This is a genomic window from Nostoc sp. FACHB-152 (assembly GCF_014697475.1).
In the GTDB taxonomy this organism is placed as follows: domain Bacteria; phylum Cyanobacteriota; class Cyanobacteriia; order Cyanobacteriales; family Nostocaceae; genus Nostoc_B.
On sequence record NZ_JACJRV010000007.1, the window covers coordinates 53413 to 75903 of the forward strand.

Genomic DNA, 22491 nt, shown 5'->3' on the forward strand with positions numbered 1-22491 from the left:
TTATTAACTTCCTGGTTGACCAAGTACTTGGGCTGTACGTAAGGGATTTAACAATTGATTCAAGCCAGCTTGTAATTCTACACCAGAGTCAACTGCAACCCATCCGTCTTGTGTAAGGCGACGTACTTCATAGTGCAAGTGTGGCCCTGTGGAATTTCCGGTACTACCGACTCGTCCAATTACCATTCCTTGTTCTATCACTTGGCCAGGTTGCACAAAGATTTCGGACATATGACCGTAAAGGGTTTGTTGTGCAGAAGCATGATTGAGGATGACGGTTAAACCATATCCACCAACCCAGCCAGCAGTTTCTACTTGACCTTTAGCGGCGGCCAAAATTGGTGTACCCATAGGCGCACCTAAATCTGTACCAGCGTGGAAGCGGCGATTGCCTGTGATTGGATGTACTCGCCAGCCAAATAAGGAAGTAATTGGTGCAGGTATAGCGAGGGGATAAATCATTCCTGAACTATTGCTACGATAAGCGATCGCGGCTCCGCTAAAAGGTATTTGCGGCAGAACTGATGCCAGAGGAATATCGTAAGCTACGGTGCTGACGCGAGGTGCAAGGTTCCCCTCAATCATTGGTGGGGGTAAAGCACCAGCACTCGGTGCAACGGGAGTGGTACTGACTTTTGTACGGGCAAACTCACTAGGACTGGGGATAAAGCGATTAGAACGATAAGCAGTCTTCACTTCACCACCAGAAGCAACACGAGAAGAACGCCAGCTAGTGTTGTTACTAGTGCTAGCCAAGCGCCGGACTGGTGGCAAGTTAGCTAATTGAGTATTTTGACTTCTCTTCAGCCAGTTGGGGGCGGAATTAGTAGCAGAATTAGCTACAGGTTGATTGTATGCAGGGTTGCCGCCTCGGGTGCAAAAACTAGTGGATATTGCTTGTCCAGAGGGCAAAATTGTACGGCAACCACTAGAGCGATTTGTAATAATTACAGAATTGGGTGCTTGATAGGTAGTTGTTGTTGACGCACCGTAATCGTTGGGGTCAATGTAGGCGTTGTTGTAATCTGTGTTTTTCTCGATTGTCACGCCAGCCGTGCTGTTGTTATTTGCTGGTTGAGCAACTTCTGGAAGTTTTTCTGGCGTAATGCGAGGAACAACTGGTTTAGCTATTTCTGGCAGTTTTTCAGTTACAGATGGTTTAGCTATTTCAACTTTTGGTTGTTCTTCTCGAATACTTGCACTTGGCCTAGAGACTTCTAGTTTAGGTTTAGCTGTGCGGATACTGGCTGACCTTTTTTGAGAAGTTTCTACTTGAGTAGTGCGCCGAGGAGTGAAAACTGGCTCAACAGCTGCTTCTAATTTTGGTTGAGACTGTCTGAGTGGCTCTTTTGATTGTGCCACCTGTGGTTTGCGGAGTCTTTGTGATAGGTTAGCGCGGCGTTGAGAAAATTCTGGTTGCGCCTTGGGTGCTTCGGGGATAACAATATCTTTTTTTATGTAAGTTGTTTTACCTGCTGACTGGGAATTTTCAACAGGAACAATGTTATCTATTGATGTTTCTGTTTGAGCAAACACGAAGCCACTACTAAGTAGACTAAAACTACTCAGTAAACAGAGACTCTGTGCTGGCAGGGTAGATACAAAACGTTTTTTTGTCAAACCGTGCTTATTAGAGTCTTGGGAAGGATTATGGGCAGATGGATTGCGCTGCGTCATTGTTTCTCTCAGTTGTTTGAAATTTGGCTAAAGAGATGATGCCAGTGGTTTGTCTTGCCCAAAGAGCGAAATTAATAACAAACCTATAATTTAGATAGAAGATTTACGGTATCCCAGACTGATTGTACCGGGTTCAATATAAAGTTCTGTTGTGTTTATGTCTGTCTTATCATAAGTTTCCATAGAAACACGTAATTTACCCTGAGAAGTAACGCCGACTACAGTGCCTGCCAAGTTATCAATATATACTTTGTCACCTATATTGGAGAGAAGTCCCAGATAGCGAGACAAGAGTATGCTTATTCCTTCTTGAGCAAGGCATTCCATACCGGATTCTATGCCCCGTAAAACGGCCCAAGTGAGCATTTCTAGACAAGAAATCGGTTTGGTAATGTAGGAGGCTTGCCACATTTCTAGATTGATTCCAGTTTCGGGTACTGGGTTTTTCCAGTTAATGCCAACACCAATTACTGCTTGGGTAATATATCCATTATTTATTTTAGTTTCTGTCAAAATACCGCCTAATTTACGGCTATTTATGACTAGATCATTGGGCCATTTAATTCCCACATCCACACCAAGCTGATGCAGATGGGAAGCAATGCCCCAAGCACTGGCAAGAGTTAACTGATAACTGGCACTAGCTTCTAGTTTAGGGGCGATCGCCACCGAAAGGTATAATCCTCCAGTAGGAGAAATCCACTGGCGACCCCATTGTCCTCTACCCGCAGTTTGTTGTTTGGCAATGACTACAGACCAAGGTTTTGCTCCCTCTGCTAGTAAATTCCAAAGGGTTTGGTTAGTGGAAGCAACGCTATCAAATATATGTAGCGAAAATGGATAATTTTCCCCTTTGGTTTCTGTTTTTAGAGCTAATTCAAGTTTTTGGCAATCAAATTCCACTGGCATTCATCGAAATCCCGTTGTTCAAGTTAGCATTAATTGGCTGATTTTGATAAAAGAGACTAGGGGCTAGGAATTAGAGGCTAGAAAATATTTTTTAATGCTTAATTCCTAAAACCCAATATTTATTACCCTCTAATTAGGTTTAGGTTTAAGATGCACACTTGGCACTGGCGCAATTGGGAAGGACTGCCATACCTTACCTGTAGTCTTTTAGAAACTTGGCAACACGGCTTTTTTACTCACCAGTTTTGGCCGCGATCGCCTCAAGATTTAACACAAGTGCTGCACCCAGAAGCGTCAGCTTATCGTTTGAAACAAGTACATGGTAATACAGTTCTCACTCCACAAGAAGTGGACTCACACTTAAGCACAATTGCAGAAGATGAAGAATCTGCTTTTGCCTGTGCTGATGGTTTAATCACTGAGCAACCTTTACAAGCGGTGTGGGTAGCCAGTGCAGATTGTACACCTGTATTGATTGGAGACGTGCGAACTGGACAGGTAGCTGCATTACACGCGGGTTGGCGAGGTACATCTGCCAAAATTGTCCCGCAAGCGATCGCGCGGTTACAAGCACAAGGTAGCCAACTAGAAGACTTGAGAATTGCAATGGGGCCAGCGATCGCTGGTGAAGTGTATCAAGTTTCTGTTGAGGTAGCTGCGGAAATAGGAGCCAGTATCCTACCACATAACGACGCACAAAAAATTGTCCATACGTTACATGAAGTACCCAATTCTCCATTATTAGCCGACCCAGAACCAGGAAAGGTAAGAGTTGATGTGCGGCGAGTTAATGCTTTACAGATGGAAAACTTAGGGGTAAGTACCGAACAAATTGCGATCGCACCTTATTGTACTTACCAAACTCCAGAGCATTTTTTCTCTTACCGCCGCGACCAACAGAAAAAAGTCCAGTGGTCAGGAATTGTCAGTAATTTGTTATAGATTCTCATCAAACGTCAAAATTTTGTTAACAGGTTAAACATGAATTAGATCAATTCACTTCTGAGTTAATCTCCTTGTTTAACCTGTTATGGTTTCATCCTTAAACTTCTCTGTCATCAAGCTTTATTGTAAGCAGCTTCATACTAAATTCATATCGCGCACTCTGCATTCATATATTTGAAATTCTCTTATGAAATAATATGGTTGACTGTGCTTGCAATAAGATGGCTTGTCCATCTATTTTCCTTGCTCTGTTGTAATCGGTAAATAAAGATTATTTAGTACTTAGTTTTTAAAGTTTTAATATCTTGGACATCAAATTGCTACAAATATAGTTATATTACGGATAATTAATATTGAATTTATTACACTATTAAAAAAATAGACAAACTGAGTTTTACGTATAATCATTGTTCTCAGACAAATATAGTAAGGATATAGTTGAGAGAACAATGTTTATTTTAAATCTCATCAAAGCCATATGAAATAATAGAACCACAAATAAAGGCATTAATTGGCTTCATAAATATGTTAATAAGTGCCAATTATATATGCAATTTTAACAAAGAATAATTTGAGTTAATTTCTTAAAAGACCAAACCCAAGGCAATTAAAATAGCATTACTAAAAACGAAATAAAAATGATAAATAAGGAAATTTTATTAATAATTATGTTTAGCAGTTAAGACATTCTATTTTAGCAATCAAGTCATCAATTTATTTATTTCTTTAATGTATTGCTGAAGTTACAGATTAAAAAATGAATTACTAACTCTACTGGCAGAAGATATGCATTTTTTTCTTCCATGTAAAAAAGCAATACATTTTTTAGAAACTAAATAACTTCACTATTAGTGCGTAAGCTGTTATATTTTACTGCTCCGTATAAACGTTTATACGGAAAAATTTTGTTGAATCATAATACTTATTTCATCGAAATTTATCGTAAAAACCATAATTTTAATTTTATATCGAGTAGTGAAATTATATCAAAGCTTACTCAATAGGTGAATAGAAAGATTACGAAAACAATATCTGCAATTTTGAACTCAGGGATGTATCATGGAAAGCTTCATAACTGTAGCAGAAAATTCATATGAAGACAGTTTGCTTTGGAAACAATTTAGCTTACAGGATATAACGACTAATTCCTCCAATGGAGAATTATTAGATGAGTCAAAATTGATTTGTCTCAGTAATACAGACAACGCAACATCAGTAAAAACATCAGCGATTGTTAATAATTATTCTATTAGTTACGAAAGTGCAATTGTCTCTGAGTATCCGAGAGAAAATAGTCTAATAGAAGCAGAAATAATCTCTGTACAGCCGACTGTAAGCAAAACTCAAACTGCTGTGATTCCTGCACAAAAGTTACACCTTTCAGGTTATACTTACTCATTTTGTAAGCTACCGGCAGTAGATAAAAAACAAGCCCAGAAGCAACAGCAAACCCTGGCTGCATCAGGCACCTCATCAACAACTGGCTCAGGTAATTTAGATTTATCCCAAACATTTTTTCTTAATAGTTTAGCAGGGGCTAACCATACAATTTATTTAGATTTTACCGGGCATATTACCTCTGGTACTGGCTGGAATACAGACTTTACTAATGGGGCTAACATAGTCACTTCTGCCTTTGATTTTGACGGCAATACAGCCTCTTTTAGCTCGGCTGAACTTGAAAGAATCCAGTATATCTGGCAGCGAGTGGCTGAAGATTTTAGACCGTTTAATGTTAATGTCTCAACTCAGGCTCCAACAGATATTAATGATTTAATTAAAAGCGGTAGTAACGATACTCGCTGGGGTGTGCGTGTTGTTATTGGTGGTAGTGGTTCCAATTGGTTTGGTTCTATTGCTGGGGGAGTCGCCTATCTTGATTCTTTCAACTCATCTAGTGATACTCCCGCTTTCGTCTTTAGTGACGACCTAGGTGACGGTGAAAAATATACAGCTGAAGCTATCTCTCATGAAGTAGGTCATACTCTAGGACTCAACCATGATGGACGAATTAGTCCATCTGAGGAATATTACAAAGGACAAGGTAGTGGACAGACTGGTTGGGCATCAATTATGGGAGTAGGATACTACCAAAACTTAACCCAGTGGAGTAAAGGTCAGTATGCTTCTGCCGAAAATACTGAAGATGATTTGCAAATTATTACGACCAAAAATGGTTTCAGCTACCGGGCTGATGATGCTGGTAATACAATTGCCACAGCAAAAGCATTGACAAATTCTGGTACAACGCTAAGTGGTAGTGGCATTATCGAGCGCAATACAGATATTGATTACTATAGTTTTTTCACAGCTGCTAGTTCCATTACCATAACAGTCAATCCCTTTACTCGTGGGCCTAACTTAGACATTTGGGCAGGGCTATATAACTCTGGTGGTACATTAGTTGCATCTTCTAATCCAGCAGATTTACTATGTGCAAGCATCACAACCAGTGTCGCTCCTGGAACTTATTATTTAGCTATTGATGGCGTAGGAAATGGAGATCCTCTTTCTACTGGTTACACAGATTATGGCAGCTTGGGGCAATACTTTATTGAAATCATCAGTGATGACATCCTCAATGGTGGCCCTGGGAATGACATCCTTGATGGTGGTGCTGGTAATGATACCCTCAATGGTGGTGGTGGTATTGATATCTTAATTGGTGGTTTAGGCGATGATACTTACATAGTCGATAGCACCACAGATACAATTAGCGAAAATGCCGGAGAAGGCACAGATATAATTTTTAGCAGTGTCACCTTCAGCTTATCTGCCCTGGCAAACATCGAAAAGCTTACCCTAACAGGAACAGCTGGGATTAACGGCACTGGAAATACATCTAATAATGTCATCACTGGTAATAGTGGTAATAACAGCCTTGATGGCGGTGGTGGTAATGACACCTTGATTGGTGGTTTAGGCGATGATACTTACATAGTCGATAGCACCACAGATACAATTATTGAAAATGCCGGAGAAGGCACAGATACAATTTTTAGCAGTGTCACCTTTAGCCTTGCTGCCTTGGCAAACATCGAAAACTTTACTCTGACAGGAACAGGTGGGATTAACGGCACTGGCAATGCAGCTAACAACGTCATCACTGGTAACACTGGTAATAACAGCCTCAACGGTGGCGGTGGTAATGATACCTTGATGGGTAGCTTAGGTAACGATACTTACATAGTCGATAGTGCCACCGATACGATTATTGAAAATGCCGGAGAAGGCACAGATATAATTTCTAGCAGTGTTGCTTTCAGCCTTGCTGGCTTGGCAAATATCGAGAACCTCACCTTGACAGGAACAGCCGCAATTAACGGCACTGGCAATGCAGCTAACAACGTCATCACTGGTAACAGTGGGAATAACAGCCTTGATGGTGGTGCTGGTAATGACACCCTTAATGGTGGTGCTGGTAATGATACCTTGATGGGTAGCTTAGGTAACGATACTTACATAGTCGATAGTGCCACCGATACGATTATTGAAAATGCCGGAGAAGGCACAGATATAATTTCTAGCAGTGTCACCTTCAGCCTTGCTGCCTTGGCAAATATTGAGAACCTCACCTTGACAGGAACAGCCGCAATTAACGGCACTGGCAATGCAGCAAATAACGTCATCACGGGTAACACTGGTAATAACAGCCTTGATGGTGGTAGTGGCAATGATGTATTAACTGGGAAAACTGGAAAAGATACTCTCACTGGAGGACTGGGAGTAGACCGTTTTGACTACCGCAACTTAGGTGATTCCTTATTCAGTAATTTTGATGTAATTACTGATTTCAATGCTAATACTGGTAATGATTTATTACTGATTTCTACTACACGAGCAGGATTTTTTAATGCGGGAACTGTTGCCACTCTTGATACAAATGGCATTGTAGCAAGATTAACTACTGCTAATTTTGCTGCTAACTTTGCTGCTCAATTTACTTTTGGTAGCCGCTCTTTTATTGCCATTAATAATGGTACAGCAGGGTTTGATGAAACGACTGATGCTGTTATTGAAGTGACAGGATTAACTGGCATTCTGGGAATCAATAATTTCACAAAGTCATTGGTGTAGTTTGTTGATAAAGCCGTTATAAAATAATCGTGAACAAAAAGATGCCCGACTTTTTAAAGAAGTCGGGCATCTTAGCAAGTGCGATTTCTGTAAATCAAATATGATTGTTATATAAATTTATAGTTGTTATTACTTATTTAAAGTAATTAAAACTATTAAATTATTTTTTAATATATAAATCTACTATTTTGAGGGTCAAAAATTCGACATTTTAATAGCTCACACAGATTCTCAATTACTTTTAAATCACATATACCAATATGAGGAGAAACCGAAATAAATTTTATTGGTTTATCCTCTTCAAAATGAACTTTCCAGCGAGAGTTATTATCATCCTCACAGCATCCTGGTAAGTAATAATAACATTCATAAAATGAAACTGTAGGATATATTTCAGAAATTATATCGATTACTTTAGCTTTACTAGCAATTTCTAAAATATTATTTTCATTGATATCATCCATTGAGTTTACGTTAGGAGTAACTTTTATTAAAAAATAGCTAATACTCATAAATTGCTGCAATTTAACTCAAGGCTTCACTCAACAATTCACGGTGCATTAAGGCTCTATCTACTAAAGATTGAATTTTCTCTGATGATAACGCTTCGCCATTAGCGTAATGTTCAATCCAAGTTTTACTAATAATATTTGCATCATCTGGCAAACTCACCAAATCCCAGCCAGGCATGGCTAAATCTTCCATTAAATTATTAACTTTGGGATCGTAACTTAAGGCAAAACACCGACAACCTTCAGCAGCAGCCATAATTAAACTGTGCAGGCGCATTCCAATTATCATCTCTACACCGCGATACACGCCTTTTAAAAGTTGTGGATCTTCCAGACATAATATTTGGCTGACTTCGGGTAAATGTGGTTGGATTGTTTGAGCAATGCCTAGATCTTCACTTTTTTGAAATGGCAACAGTAAAATAAATGCCTGGGTAGCTTTTTGAAAGTCAACTAATGCTTTAGTCAGGTTAGCTAGGCGTGCTGGGGTGAGTTGAGGATGCGATCGCAATGTTACAGCAACCCTCGGTGCAGGTAAGTCTGCTAGTCCCGGTACTGGTTTTCCTTGCAACGCCCAAACCGGATCGGGTGCAATGATATGCGGAATTTGCCAATCAGATAATAAAGCAGCACTGGCGCGATCGCGTACACTAACTTTATTACAGCCGGCAAAGTTTCGCCTCGCTAACCAACGCGTTTGCGGACGCACCAATGGCCCAATACCTTGCGCCCAAGCAATGGTTTTCAAATCCATTGTTTGTGCCAATGTCATCAATCCCCCATAATACAGAGGGCTGATTGTACTAGTAACATCTTGAATCAAGCTACCACCGCCCCAAATAAAAGCATCACAGGAACGCAATGCTTTCAGTACAGGTAGCATAGCCATACGGTTGTAAGTTTCCACATTGTAGCGATCGCGCGTTTCTTCTGGATTGCCAGACAGCACAACAGGTGTAACATGAGATGGCAGCATTTGTAGAAGTGTTGCTAGTAAAGCTTCATCACCACCGTTACCTTTGCCGTAATAACCAGATAATAACGCCCGCATAGTTCCCATCTTTAGATTTTGGAATTTAGATTATCAACTTTTTCTCTATAGTTCATCGAATGTCAGCCATCTAGGCAACAAAAGATGAATTTCCTTGTGGGAAGATGAACTGAAGGAAGGATAAGAGGATGATTAACTCTTGACTTTTGACTTTTGAATTTTGACTTATTTATGCACGCCCTATCAATTCCCACTTGGATTATTCATATTTCTAGCGTTATTGAGTGGATTGCCGCGATTTGGTTAATCTGGACTTACGGCGAACTCACTGGTAATCGTAGTTGGTGGGGATTGTCCCTGGCCATGTTACCAGCTTTGGTCAGTGCTATGTGTGCTTGCACCTGGCATTATTTTGACAATGCCGAATCCTTAGAATGGCTTGTAACGCTGCAAGCTACCATGACTTTAGTTGGTAATTTTACGCTTTGGGCAGCTGCGGTGTGGATTTGGCGTTCCACTAAGTCTACTAAAAATGCCAATAATACTATTGCAGTCTCATCTATTAAATCAGAGCGATGATATCAAAAGAAACCCTATTTGCCCTTTCTCTATTTCCCTATTTGGGTTTCTTGTGGTTTATTAGCCGCAGTCCACAAATGCCACGTATAGCACTGTATGGATTTTACGGCACACTTGTGTTTGTTGGCATTACTATCCCGGCTGGTATTTACGCCCAAGTACATTATGGCGAGACTTTGGCAAATGTAGATTGGCTACATGGGGGTGCGGAAGTATTTTTAACTCTCGCCAATATTTTGGTAGTGATTGGTTTTCGCCAAGCTGTGAAGGAATTAAAAGACAGAAGGCAGGAGGCAGAAGGCAGGAGGTAGAAGGCAGGGAAAGAGTAATTTACTTAGCAAGTTTTCAAGTTAGTTTCCTCCCTACACCTTTACCCCCATTCCCGACTCCCCACTCCCTATTTTTTAAAAGGAAAATGAAATGGACGTTATTCCAGCAATTGATTTACTAGAAGGCCGTTGTGTGCGACTGTATCAAGGAGACTATGAGCGATCGCAAGTTTTTAGTGAAAATCCTGTTGATGTTGCGAAACAATGGGTAGATCAAGGTGCAACTAGATTGCACTTAGTTGATTTAGATGGCGCAAAAGCAGGTAAAGTAATAAACTTGAAGGCTATTGAAGCGATCTCTCAAGCAATATCGGTACCGATTGAAGTGGGTGGTGGATTGCGCGATCGTTCTAGTGTGCAACAGGTGTTTAACTTGGGTGTACAATGGGCGATTCTGGGAACTGTCGCCGTTGAACAACCCCAGCTAGTCCAAGAACTCTGTCAAGAATTCCCCCAACAGATTATTATCGGCATTGATGCCCGCAATGGGAAGGTAGCCACTCGTGGTTGGTTAGAAACCTCAGAAGTTTTAGCCACTCAACTGGCTGTACAAATGCAAGAATTAGGTGCAGCCGCCATTATCTACACAGATATTCACCGCGATGGAACTCTCTCCGGCCCTAATATTGATGCGTTGCGCGAACTGGCTAGTGCTATAGATATCCCTGTAATTGCTTCTGGTGGTGTCAGTTCTGTGACTGATTTGTTGAGTTTGTTAGCTTTAGAACCTCAAGGTGTTACAGGTGCAATTGTGGGACGTGCTTTGTATACTGGTGATATTTTACTGGAAGAAGCACTACGAGCGATCGGGCCAGGACGCATTCAAGACATCCCCCCAAACCTTGGCTTTTCTTCCTTTGCCTAAAATTGGGTGTGTTCAAAATCGCGGCTAAATCAACTAATGGGCCTATATTGTAGACATAAAAGGCGGTTTGTCTGAGTTTAGCCGCGTATATTTCCGGAACAGGGATTTACACTGCTGTAGGTAAAGTAGTAAATATTTTACAAACATTACAAACAGTGGGTGTATTCTAATGCGTCGTCCACAACCGCAGCCAAAAGGTAAGCCAATTCAAACAGAACCTGGTGTTGTCCGATCTACTAAAAAAAATGACCAAGCTGATCAAGCACCAATAAAGAAACTAGATGAAATAGAATAGCTAATTTATCTAAGTTTAAATACATTAACAATAATATTTACAAATTTTTTCAAAAATTATAATAATGGGTTTCCTCTGGAGTAGAGGCGCAAACACAATAGCGTCTCTTTTTTATTTGCTACTGTAATTTTTTTAACTAATTTCTGGATTCAATAATATTCTTATTGTATATAAACTTATAGTTAATTGCCGCAGTCTTATGTCTAGCCAGCAACCTAAATCTAAGCAACAAATTAAACAATCTAACCAAACTAGTACAAATCGTAAACAACCTCCTAGCAAAGGTAAACCAACTCAAACAGACAATTAATACTAATACTAAGTGGCGTTCAAAAATAGGATTTCTACTCCCCACTCCCTATTCCCAACCCAAATTAAGATCTTTGATTGCAACTTGGTATAAGCAATAGCATGATATTATGTAGCGGTGTGCTAGATACTCCGATAGTTTGTCAGTGAAATCCCTACCTAACACACCTTACAATGTTTTATTTTCTCCTAATTATTTATTTTTCACCTGGCTTTTTGCCTGTTCTAGTGCTATCTCTTTAATTGCTTGGTATGAGTTCACATTGGCATTACCTTCAATCGCTTTAACTGCTAAATCTTGAACTTGTTGCAATGCCGAATCTAGTTGTTTAGACAGGTTTTGTATCCGAGATTCTTGATTAGTAATAGTCTGTTCTAAAGATTGTAATCTCTGCTCATAAAAACGCTTTTGTCCTTCTACTTCTTTAGCAATTAAATCTGCTTTGACCTTGGCTTGATAATGGGCAATACCTTTGCCTTCTTCTGTAGCTTTTTTGATAGCTGCTTCTTTCTCTTTCGGGAAAGCCTCTACTTTAGCTTTAGCTTCTTCAAATTGCTTTTCTCTTTCCGCAATTAGTTTTTCTCGTTCAGCCCACTGCTTTTCTGTTTCTTCTTGAAATTCTTCTAGTTGTCTATATAATTCTTTCTGTCTTTGCTCATATTCATTAGTTTCTAATTTTCGTTGGAGTTCTAAATCATATTTGTACTCTGCTGTATCTCTTTGACGTGATTTATTGAGATTTTCATTTCGCTCTTTATTTGATTGTTTATATTCTTCTTGTTCTTTTTGCCAAGTAATGCGTTGCTCAAGTATTTCTTGAGATAAAACCTCATAACGTTGGTTATATTCTTCCTGATATGCCTTAGAATTATCTTCATAGGCTGTAATCAGTGTGTCTAATGTATCGTCTGCTATTTCTAAGTTATGTAGTTGCTTTAAGTCAGCAATTTCAGTTTCAACATTTTGCCTAATTTCTGCCAGTTTAGAAGCTTGGGTAGTTAACTGTTCTGATAACTCATTCGCTGCACTACCAAATCCCAATTGAATTTTAGCTAGGCTTTCAATTGTATAATTCATCTTTTGTTGGATAGTAGTTTGCTTGTTCATAGCTGGAGTTTGTTCTACCTTGGGCTTATCTTTATTTACAGTCTGGCTATCTTTTTGAATTTGATTTAGTTGGGTTTTTAATCCTGTGGTTTCTTTCGCTAACTCTTCATACGCTTGCAGAATCTCAGCTTTCGTATTCTTATCCGTGAGTTTTTTACTAGCCACACTCAACCTCCAAATACTCTAAATTTTTACGTTAAAAGTCTATTTAGCAGCAGAATTACCAAAAGCTCTCATTGCCAAATCCTGTGATTGTTTTAAGGTAGTTTGCAATTGTGTTGAGATACTTTCTATTTGCTCTGTTTGTTTCTTAATTGTTTCTTCTAGGCTTTGAATCTTTAATTCGTAACTTTGTTTGGTTGCTTCCCATTCTTTCTCAAACAAGTCAGATTCAACTTTGGCTTTTTGGTTAGTATCTTTAATCGCTTCTTCTCTGGCTTTTTTAACTGCTTCTTCCAACTCAGCAGGAAAAGCTGCAACTTTTTGTTGATATTCTGTAAATAAAGATTGATTCTTCGTTAAAACTTTTTCTCGTTCTGTCCAGTCTTTTTCTTTTTGTTGTGTTTTCTCTTGAATTTCTCTTTGAATGTTGCGTTGCATTTCTTCATAGGCATTTGTATTTAGTTTACGTGTAGTTTCTAGTTTATATTGATATTCTTCTTGTTCTTGTTGCCGTTCTTTAGTTGTTTTATCGTTATAAGATTGTACTGATTCTTCATATTCTGATTGTTCTTTTTGCCATTCTTTGCGTTTTAAAGCAATTTCTTTTTCAATTGCTTCTTTCTTACTAGCTGTATCTTGTTCTATAGTTTTTAATTTTTCTTGATGTTCTTGAGTAAGAATATCTAATGTGTCTGCAACAATTCTGATTCTTTGTAGTTCTTGCAGATGTTGAGTCTCTATTTCTATAGCTCGGTTTAATTCATCTAGCTTCGAGTTTTCTTTAGCTAATTTCTCTGATAGAGAATTAACAATACTCCCAAATTCTAGCTGTAAATCGGCTAAACCTTTAACAATGCTATCAACAGTGTATGTAGAAGCCGCAGTTAAAATTTCTTGGTTCTTTGCTTTTTCTGCTTCTTCTTGTTTGGTCGCAATTTTTGATTCTAATTTTTTGCTTTCAGCTAAAATTTGTTGAAATGCTTGCATTAGTTGCTGTTTACTGTCTTTAACTGCAACTGTGGTCATACTCAAACTCCCTTTATTAGCAATGAATTGATGAGGTAGTAAGCCATACCAATGGCTAGCTTATGCAGACATCAGCGTAACCTTTAAAACAGCAGTTTTTGTTCAGTACATATACTGGAGTGAGGAAATACTAAAGCCTGGGTACGCTGCAAATTCAACGTAATAGTTTCTTAGGCTTTTTGTAGGTATGGTTTGTCAGTGAATTATAGTATTTTTGTACTAATAACTATACCCAAACTGATCTGCCCTTGTCAATAGAGAATTGCTGCTTTCATGAGGATAGCTGTAAGGCGTGATGGTAATCTGGTTTTTATGAGTTATGGAAATGAAAATCCCCTTATAAGCAGCTATAAACAGCAAATATCTAGCATCCAACAGTAAAAAACTAGATTGATGAAAATATGCAACCACTTTGATTTATAATGTAGATGTCGCTGTTATATATGTTACTTTTTGCAAACTAATGTGCTACAGCGCAACCATAAATGCACTGAGAAGTTAGATAATTTACTCAATTCTCATATTGATACAAGCACAGGGCAGACTTTTGTGATATCAATGTACACCAGTGAATCGACCAAGTATTCTGCCAGAGCAGATATCGGACACACAAGCCAGATTCTAGTGGTAGAAGATGAAGAGTTAATCCAAGAGATGCTAGCTGTAGCATTGGAAGAAGAAGGTTATGGGGTGGTAACAGCACCGGATGGCCGGGCGGCGGTTGAGTATCTCAAAAGTTTTGAACCCAACTCAGGCGAATTTCCCTTTGATTTGATTATTCTGGATTTGATGTTGCCGCAAATCAATGGATTAGATATCTGCCGTTTGCTGCGTCATCAAGGCAATCCAGTACCGATTTTGATGCTGAGTGCTAAGGGTAGTGAAACCGATCGCGTTTTAGGTTTAGAAGTCGGTGCAGATGACTATCTCACCAAACCTTTTAGTATGCGGGAACTTGTGGCACGCTGTCGCGCACTGCTGCGTCGTCAACGTTTAAGCACTTTACCGCAGCTACCAGTTCTGAAATATAAAGATGTTACGTTAAATCCTCAAGAGTGTCGCGTGTTAGTGAGGGGTCAAGAAGTTAGCCTTTCCCCGAAAGAATTCCGCCTGTTGGAGTTGTTTATGAGTTATACGCGGCGCGTTTGGTCACGGGAGCAATTGTTGGATCAAGTTTGGGGGCCAGATTTTGTAGGTGATAGCAAAACTGTGGATGTCCACATCCGTTGGTTGCGCGAGAAGTTAGAACTAGACCCCAGCCATCCTGAATATATTGTGACTGTACGAGGATTTGGCTATCGTTTCGGATAATTGGTGAAGATAGTTGTTAGTTTTGATTAAACACGACGCAACTAACAACTCAAACTCACATGGTCTTATTGGGATTTCTTCTAGGTTTGGCAGTAGGTATCGGGTTTTGGATTTGGCAACAAGTTCAACTAAACCGCTACCTAAGTCGAGTGTTGCAACCATATTCTGGCTCTAGTAAGGTAGCTTTGCCACTATTGCCTCGTTTGCGTCAGGAAATCTCAACATTAAAACAGCAAAGTCAAGATTTACAGCAATCCCTGCAAACTTACCAAGACCTGCTGGATTTTGCACCAATAGGGTATTTGCAAGTTGATGAAGAAAATCAATTGTTGTGGTGCAATCAACAAGCGCAGGAAATCTTATATCTGCAAAGATGGCAGCCAGGACAGGTGCGCTTGTTGCTGGAGTTGGTGCGGTCTTATGAATTAGATCGATTAATTGAGCAAACACGCGATCGCCAAAAACCCCAAACTAAAGAATGGGTATTTCATCGCTCATGCGATAATGCCGCAGAATTACCCACAATTAAATCTCTGGCTTTACGCGCCTCTGGTTTACCTTTACTCAACGGACAAGTCGGAGTTTTTCTCGAAAATCGTCAACCACTGCTAGATATGAATCAGGAACGCGATCGCTCGTTTTCTGATTTAGCCCATGAACTCAGAACACCGTTGACTTCGATTCGGTTGGTGGTAGAAACTCTCCAACATCGCCTAGAACCACCCTTAAGTCGCTGGGTTGACCGCCTGATGCAAGAAGTTGACAGACTAATTAGCTTAGTTCAAGGCTGGTTAGAACTGACGCAAATCGAAGCCAACCCCAATATGCAGTTGCAGCTTGAACCAGTGGAAGTGCGATCGCTGATTACATCTGTTTGGGAAAGTTTAGAACCATTAGCCCAACGGCAACGTTTATCTCTTACCTATTCCGGGCCAGAAGACATTTGGGTGAAAGCAGATAAAGCCAGAATCTATCAAGTTTTTCTCAATTTGCTAGACAATAGCATTAAGTACAGTTGTCCTAGCACAAAAATTCAAGTGGAAGCAAAAATTAGATTCTTAGAAGATAATCATAAACATAGTTCTACACCTCCGACTTTAGAAATAAATTTAATTGATTCGGGAACAGGTTTTTCCGAGGCAGATTTACCCCATATTTTTGAGCGATTTTATCGCGGAGATAAAGCACGAACTCATTCTCCCTTGACAGAGACTAATTCCCTAGGGTCAATTGTAGGTAATGGTTTAGGTTTAGCGATCGTGCGCCAAATCCTACTGGCTCATGGTGGTTCCATTAAAGCAATGAACCATCCCCAGACAGGTGGTGCTTGGATGCAACTTATACTTCCAGAAGTTGTGGCAAACTCTCAAAGCCAAGACTATAGTTAATAGTATCTTCACTTTTGAGTATACAAGTGTGGAAGCTGTCTTTTATAATTCCAACCCCGACAGTTCTCAGTTAACACGCGCCATCAGGCGTTTAGAACGGGATGTTTTACGCATGGGTGCTTTGGTAGAACAATCATTTCGCCTCAGCCACCAAGCCTTATTCGCCCGTAATCTAACAGCTGCTGAAGAACTCCCCCGATTAGATAAAAAAATTGATCGCTTTTATAGACAAATCGAATCAGACTGTACAAACATCATGACTCAAGCACCAACAGCCCAAGATTTGCGCTGTTTGAGTGCTTTTATGCAATTGGTGCGAGATTTAGAACGTATTGGTGATTATGCCAAAGATTTAGGCAAAATTTCCGTGAAACTTTTTCCTTATCCGCCTCATGCATCTTTGCCAGAAATTGAAGTTATGTCGCACCATGCACAGGCAATGTTAGCGACTAGCTTAGTAGCTTTGGCAGATTTAGATGAAGCAGGCGGGCGCGGAATTAAGCACCTAGATGATGCTGTAGATAATGCTTATGATCACCTTTATCAAACCTTAGCCCAGCAACGAGATGTCCCAGGAGTAGTAGAGCCAATCATACTGTTAGCTTTAGCGATTCGCTGTCTAGAACGTATGGCAGATCATGCTACTAATATTGGTCAGCGAGTGGCATATATTGTCACTGGTCAACGCGCTTAAAAAAAGAAAAGCAGAGGCAAATCACATTTTTTGCTCTTTGCAATTCATAAGTTTGACAATGAATTTTAGCAAATTTTTTGTAACTAAATACAACATTAAAAAATCGAGAATGGATATGTAAAATTTTTCCATTCTCGATTTTTTATTAATTAATATTTAATTTTAAATAATACGTGAAAAAATAGCTCCCCAACTTATTTGAGAAGTCGAGACTCTGAATTTGGCAAATTAAATATTATGGCTATATCTATAGTTGATAATCAGTAAAATGTCAAAAAGTTAAAAATTGCTTAACTCAGTTAGATTTTACTAATATTTTACCTATTCTTAACCTTAAATAACTAAAGTGTCCCAAGACACAATAAAAACTACTGTACTGGTATATCTGATGTAGGCAGCAAAACTAATGAGTATTAAGCGTCGAGAATTCTTGCTGTTCATGGGAAGTAGCGTTAGTACAATAGCGTTTAGTCATCTCATAGGTTGCGATCAGAATACTACGACGCAAACAACCAGCAAATCATCAGTTGTAAAATCCAAGTTTTCATTTACACCAATTAATGGCCCAATTCCCTTAGAAACAGCAGGACTAAACCTAGAACAGCAGCAAGCTCAATACAATAGCTATGAAGTAGTAGATGACGTAGTATTACCAGAAGGCTTTAAATATCAAGTAATTGCTGCTTGGGGCGATCGCGTCGGTAATTCTCGGTTTGGTTACAACAACGATTATTTATCTTTTATCCCGACGGCAGAAAACGCTGGTTATCTTTCAGTTAACTTTGAGTACATCAGCGCTATTCCTTGGATGGAAACCTATGAGCAAGTAATTGGTAAATCACTGCCGTTTGCTGATGTCAAAGCAGCTTTGCAAGGTAAAAATGAAATTAATGCCTATACTTTGCCAGATAATGAGCCATTAAAACTGAAAATTAGGGAAATTTGTCAAGAAGCATTGTTAGATCAAGGGCTAGGTGTAGTTTCGATTCGTCAGTCAGCCGATGGTAATTGGGAAAGAACTAATTCCGTAGCCGATAGACGAATTAGTGGGATATCTGGTTTAGAAGATGGACGTTATTTGCAAGCGACTGGCCCAGCAGTAGCAGTATTTCGCAAGCAAAAGGGACAGGGTTACATAGATAAATTAGACGATCGCATCATTGGTACTTTCGCTAACTGTGCTGGCGGAACAACACCTTGGGGTACTGTTCTCAGTGCAGAAGAAAACTTTCAAGCACAAGTACCGGAAACTGTCCACGCCGATGGTACAGCTGTTGACCCAGGAGAATTACCTTTTGCGTTGGGTGATGAGGAATTGTTCGGTCAAGGAAATGTGTTTGGGTTGGCGGGAAATAAATATGGTTGGATTGTGGAAATTGATCCAGCTAATCCGAAAGATTATGGGACAAAACACACTTGGTTAGGACGTTACCGCCATGAAGCTGTAGGTGTGCGGGTAGAAGCAGGTAAACCCCTAGCTTTTTATTCAGGATGCGATCGCAGGGGAGGACACATCTACAAATTTGTCAGTAAGGATAAAGTCACAAATCCCCAAGACAAAGCTAATTCTAAGCTATTACAACAGGGAATGCTTTATGCTGCTAAGTTCAATGTTGATGGTACTGGTAGCTGGATACCTTTAAAAGCTGAGACACCTGTCAACCCAGATATTCCCAGTCAGATTGCTGGAAATACCATACTTTTACCATTAGGCGCGAAGGCGGAAAAAGCAGGTTATTTAACAGCTACTAAAGATGAGGCGATCGCCCAATTTAAGCAAAATTATGCCACATTAGGCGATTTATATATAGGTAATGCCGAAGAAAAACAAGGTGCAATTTTAATTGATGCACACTACGCCGCCAATGCTGCTGGTGCTACTTGTACAGCACGTCCCGAAGATACAGAAATAGCTCCCAACGGTGATTTATTCATCAGTTTTACCTCTGGAAGTCCTGACAAACAAGGCGGTTCTGATTTGCGAATCTTCAAAAGTTCCAAAGGTGAAGCACCCTACGAATATGGCTGGGTGATGCGGTTAACTGAAGATCAGAACGACCCCGCAGCCATGACTTTTCGTTGGCAAATGTTAGCTACCGGTGGCGAACCAGCCGCCGGTGGGATGGGTTTTGCTAACCCGGATAATTTATTACTCGATCCTCAAGGTCACGTCTGGATGGTGACAGATATCTCTACATCAAAACTCAATGATGCTATCACAAGCCGTAATCCAGAGTCAGGAAAATCTGTAAGTTTATCTGGTTTATTTGGCAACAACTCTATGTGGTTTTTACCGACCAGTGGTGCAGATGCAGGTAAAGCCTTTTTATTTGCGATCGCACCGATGGAATGTGAAGCCACTGGCCCTTGTTTCACCAACGATCAAAAAAGTTTGTTCCTATCCATACAACACCCAGGAGAAACAAATGGTACAAGAAAAAATCAAGCTACCGAAACTAAACAATTTGTAGTCACCACTACTACAGGCAAAGAGTTTTTGCAAACTCGCAAAGTTCCTATTGGTTCTAATTGGCCTGATAAAACTCCTAATTCACCCCCTAAACCAGCCGTTATTGCGATCGTAAAATCCCAGATATAGCAGGGAACAGGGAATAGGTGACAGGTAACAGAGCAAGAAATATTGTGCTGTCTCAGTTTTATCATTTACCGATGTCTTAACTGCCTTGGCTATGGCTATAAATATAGATTTACTAACAATTAGTCTTCAAAGATTAAATTAACTAGATAACACAAAATCTATTATTCACCTACAAATTATTGTAAATTTAAGCAGCAAATAGCTGTTAAAAAGTAGTAAAAAATTAGTTTATAGGTCAGCAGAATTTCTGCGATCGCTTACAAAACAATTCAAAATTCCACTACATACCATAGAATTTATAATGGCTTCCAGCAGTTTAGCATCAACATTACCTCCCGCATCTGTTAGTGAACAACTACAACCAAAAATATTTGCTCGTAAGGAAACAATTCCTCCTCGTAACGACATACTATGGCGTATAGAGCGGGGTGCAGTTAGGACTATCACTTGGTCTGAAGATGGAACTTATATAACTTTAGGTTATTGGGGGCCGGGAGATGTGGTTGGCTCGGCTTTATCTAAAGTTCAACCCTACCAAATAGAATGCCTGACAAGTGTAGAGGTTAGTATTGTTCCATCTTATATTTGGCATCAGGATATTGATGCTTTATTTACTCATATCCAACACACAGAAGAACTTTTAAGCATAGTTCACCTCAAACCAATTTCATTACGTTTATGGAAATTTTTAGTATGGCTTAGTGACAAGTTTGGTCGTAATATAGAACGAGATAAAGTTATCGACATAAACATTACTCATCAGGAAATAGCAGAAGTTTTAAACACAACTAGAGTTACAATTACAAGACTCTTACAACAGTTTGAAGAAGAAGGCGTATTATTAAGATACAAGCGGCAAATTATTCTGCGATTACCAAATAAATTTACCAAAAACATATAAATAGAAATAGTGATAATTGTCTTGCGTAAATAACTTTAATTGTGATAGATTAATTACTGCATTTATGAGTATATTCCCTTAAAGAAGATTAAAAGAATATATCCATAAGTAGTGTTAATTGGTGTGAGTGAAAGTTAAATCATGAATAAATCATTCTGGAATGTTTTAAAAGTCAGCCCAGTAGTTCTGGCTGCGACATTATTGGCTGCTAACAGTGCCTTAGCAGGTGAAGCGAACGAACAGATAACAAATGTTGCTCAGTTATCCCAAGAATCTGACAGCATGGCTCAGGTTACATCTGTTTCTCAGTTTTCAGATGTACAACCTACAGACTGGGCATTCCAAGCTTTACAGTCATTGGTAGAACGTTACGGTTGTATTGCAGGTTATCCCAACGGCACATACCGTGGTAATCGTGCTTTAACTCGCTATGAGTTTGCTGCTGGTTTGAATGCTTGTTTAGACAGAGTTAACGAACTAATTGCGACAGCTACAGCTGACTTAGTAACCAAGGAAGATTTAGCTACTTTACAGCGTCTACAAGAAGAATTTTCTGCGGAACTGGCAACCCTACGCGGTCGTGTTGACGCTTTAGAAGCTCGGACTGCTGAATTAGAAGCTAATCAATTCTCTACTACCACCAAGTTAGTTGGGGAAGCGATTTTCAACGTTGGTCAAGTTTTTGGTGACACAAGAGTTGGTGGTGCTGATTTAGAAAGCAACACTACTTTTGATGATCGGGTACGTTTAAACTTGTTGAGCAGTTTCACAGGCAAAGATCAGTTACAAATCCGGTTACAGGCAGGCAATATTATCAATAATAGTACCGTAACTGGCACAAATATGACCCGTCTAGGTTATGACGTAAGCAATACTACAAACTCAGTTGAAATCGATAAAATTAACTACGCTTTCAATTTCAGCGATGCAATTCGCGTCAAGATTGATGCTAACAACGCTGAGTTATACGAGAACGTCAACGTCTTCAACCCTGATTTCAGAAGTAGTGGTACAGGTGCAATCTCACGTTACGGACGTTTCAGCCCCATCTATCGTCAAGGTTCTGGCGGTGCTGGTTTAACAGTTACCTTTAATCCTCAAGGTACTTTTAGCTTAACTGGAGCTTATTTAGCACCCAAAGCCAGCGCTCCTAATGAAGGTTTTGGCGTTTTCGATGGTGATTATGCAGCCTTTGGACAATTGGAGTTTAAACCCAGCAAAGCACTTAACATTGGTCTGACCTACGCCCACAGTTATGACGGTGGTAGGACTTCACCTACTGGCGTTGCAAGTAACGAGATTAATTTCACAGGTAGTACAGGTAGTGCCTTCGCCATTCGCCCCTTCGGTAACGGGATTGCGACTACCGGTAATCACTACGGTGTCCAAGCTACTTTCCAACCTAGCTCTAAATTTACTATCGGTGGATGGTTTGGTTACTCCACCGCTATAGCCGAATCTGGCGTTAACAGAGGTAGCAATGCAGATGTCGTATACTGGGCAGCAAGTTTAGGCATCAAAGACCTTGGCAGAGAAGGTAACGTACTAGGTCTTTTGTTTGGTCAGCAGCCTAGAGTTACAGAAAATGATATTGCAGCTCGTGAAGATGACGATACTAGCTATCATCTCGAAGCTCTGTACAAAGTGAAGGTTAGCAGTAACATTCAAGTCACCCCTGGTTTGTTGGTCATCTTCAACCCCGAACACAACGACAACAACGATACTATCTACGTTGGTACACTTCGCACTACTTTCACTTTCTAAAAGCTGTAAGTGAAATGAGATAAATAAAACCCACCAAACAAATGGTGGGT

At 39.8% G+C, this 22491-nt stretch carries 18 protein-coding genes; 12 read left to right on the plus strand and 6 right to left on the minus strand.

Annotation, left to right across the window (positions count from 1 at the left end; translation table 11 throughout):
• Positions 1-3: 3 nt before the first annotated feature.
• Together H6G76_RS08725 and H6G76_RS08730 are read right to left on the minus strand one after the other, a co-directional pair.
• Positions 4-1677 carry a M23 family metallopeptidase gene (locus H6G76_RS08725; protein WP_190698499.1) on the minus strand — a complete coding sequence of 558 codons (1674 nt, stop codon included), beginning with the start codon at positions 1675-1677 and terminating at the stop codon, positions 4-6.
• A 90-nt stretch (positions 1678-1767) separates the two neighbouring features.
• Complete coding sequence (locus H6G76_RS08730) at positions 1768-2586, minus strand: biotin--[acetyl-CoA-carboxylase] ligase (RefSeq protein WP_190698502.1); 819 nt, start codon at positions 2584-2586, stop codon at positions 1768-1770.
• Positions 2587-2736: 150 nt separating this feature from the next.
• On the opposite strand from H6G76_RS08730, the gene pgeF reads away from it, so the two are divergent.
• The gene (gene pgeF / locus H6G76_RS08735; protein ID WP_190698505.1) at positions 2737-3528 is read left to right on the plus strand and encodes a peptidoglycan editing factor PgeF; all 792 of its coding nucleotides are present in this window, start codon (positions 2737-2739) and stop codon (positions 3526-3528) included.
• A 1062-nt stretch (positions 3529-4590) separates the two neighbouring features.
• Positions 4591-7608 (plus strand): calcium-binding protein, encoded by a 3018-nt coding sequence (locus H6G76_RS08740; RefSeq protein ID WP_190698507.1) that lies wholly within the window; start codon positions 4591-4593, stop codon positions 7606-7608.
• A gap of 167 nt (positions 7609-7775) precedes the next feature.
• Here H6G76_RS08740 and H6G76_RS08745 read toward each other — a convergent pair whose 3' ends face one another.
• Together H6G76_RS08745 and csaB are read right to left on the minus strand one after the other, a co-directional pair.
• Positions 7776-8120, minus strand: coding sequence for a hypothetical protein (locus tag H6G76_RS08745; RefSeq protein ID WP_190698510.1), 345 nt, complete (start codon positions 8118-8120; stop codon positions 7776-7778).
• Between the two features lie 13 nt (positions 8121-8133).
• Positions 8134-9171 (minus strand): polysaccharide pyruvyl transferase CsaB, encoded by a 1038-nt coding sequence (gene csaB, locus H6G76_RS08750; RefSeq protein WP_190698849.1) that lies wholly within the window; start codon positions 9169-9171, stop codon positions 8134-8136.
• Positions 9172-9342: 171 nt separating this feature from the next.
• On the opposite strand from csaB, the gene H6G76_RS08755 reads away from it, so the two are divergent.
• The 4 genes from H6G76_RS08755 (at position 9343) to H6G76_RS37640 (ending at position 11179) form a co-directional block, all read left to right on the plus strand.
• A complete protein-coding gene (locus H6G76_RS08755; protein WP_190698852.1) occupies positions 9343-9690 on the plus strand; it encodes a DUF2499 domain-containing protein in 348 nt (115 codons plus the stop codon).
• Positions 9687-10001, plus strand: coding sequence for a DUF3593 domain-containing protein (locus H6G76_RS08760; protein WP_190698513.1), 315 nt, complete (start codon positions 9687-9689; stop codon positions 9999-10001). The genes H6G76_RS08755 and H6G76_RS08760 overlap by 4 nt, the downstream gene beginning before the upstream one ends.
• 109 nt (positions 10002-10110) lie before the next feature.
• Positions 10111-10884: a 1-(5-phosphoribosyl)-5-[(5-phosphoribosylamino)methylideneamino]imidazole-4-carboxamide isomerase gene (gene hisA, locus H6G76_RS08765; RefSeq protein ID WP_190698515.1), complete on the plus strand. Its 774-nt coding sequence runs from the start codon at positions 10111-10113 to the stop codon at positions 10882-10884.
• A 169-nt stretch (positions 10885-11053) separates the two neighbouring features.
• Complete coding sequence (locus tag H6G76_RS37640) at positions 11054-11179, plus strand: hypothetical protein (protein ID WP_277883079.1); 126 nt, start codon at positions 11054-11056, stop codon at positions 11177-11179.
• Between the two features lie 502 nt (positions 11180-11681).
• On the opposite strand, the gene H6G76_RS08770 is transcribed toward H6G76_RS37640, so the two are convergent.
• Together H6G76_RS08770 and H6G76_RS08775 are read right to left on the minus strand one after the other, a co-directional pair.
• Positions 11682-12761 (minus strand): hypothetical protein, encoded by a 1080-nt coding sequence (locus tag H6G76_RS08770; RefSeq protein ID WP_190698517.1) that lies wholly within the window; start codon positions 12759-12761, stop codon positions 11682-11684.
• 39 nt (positions 12762-12800) lie between these two features.
• Positions 12801-13784: a hypothetical protein gene (locus H6G76_RS08775; protein WP_190698519.1), complete on the minus strand. Its 984-nt coding sequence runs from the start codon at positions 13782-13784 to the stop codon at positions 12801-12803.
• 558 nt (positions 13785-14342) lie between these two features.
• On the opposite strand from H6G76_RS08775, the gene H6G76_RS08780 reads away from it, so the two are divergent.
• The 6 genes from H6G76_RS08780 (at position 14343) to H6G76_RS08805 (ending at position 22441) form a co-directional block, all read left to right on the plus strand.
• On the plus strand, positions 14343-15095 hold the full coding sequence (locus H6G76_RS08780) for a winged helix-turn-helix domain-containing protein (protein WP_190698855.1): 753 nt from the start codon (positions 14343-14345) through the stop codon (positions 15093-15095).
• Positions 15096-15154: 59 nt separating this feature from the next.
• Positions 15155-16483 carry a PAS domain-containing sensor histidine kinase gene (locus H6G76_RS08785; protein WP_190698522.1) on the plus strand — a complete coding sequence of 443 codons (1329 nt, stop codon included), beginning with the start codon at positions 15155-15157 and terminating at the stop codon, positions 16481-16483.
• 28 nt (positions 16484-16511) lie between these two features.
• Positions 16512-17177, plus strand: coding sequence for a phosphate signaling complex protein PhoU (gene phoU / locus H6G76_RS08790; protein ID WP_190698526.1), 666 nt, complete (start codon positions 16512-16514; stop codon positions 17175-17177).
• Between the two features lie 406 nt (positions 17178-17583).
• Positions 17584-19776: a PhoX family phosphatase gene (locus tag H6G76_RS08795; protein ID WP_190698529.1), complete on the plus strand. Its 2193-nt coding sequence runs from the start codon at positions 17584-17586 to the stop codon at positions 19774-19776.
• 301 nt (positions 19777-20077) lie between these two features.
• Positions 20078-20677 carry a Crp/Fnr family transcriptional regulator gene (locus tag H6G76_RS08800; RefSeq protein ID WP_190698532.1) on the plus strand — a complete coding sequence of 200 codons (600 nt, stop codon included), beginning with the start codon at positions 20078-20080 and terminating at the stop codon, positions 20675-20677.
• A gap of 141 nt (positions 20678-20818) precedes the next feature.
• A complete protein-coding gene (locus H6G76_RS08805; RefSeq protein WP_190698535.1) occupies positions 20819-22441 on the plus strand; it encodes an iron uptake porin in 1623 nt (540 codons plus the stop codon).
• Positions 22442-22491 lie beyond the last annotated feature (50 nt).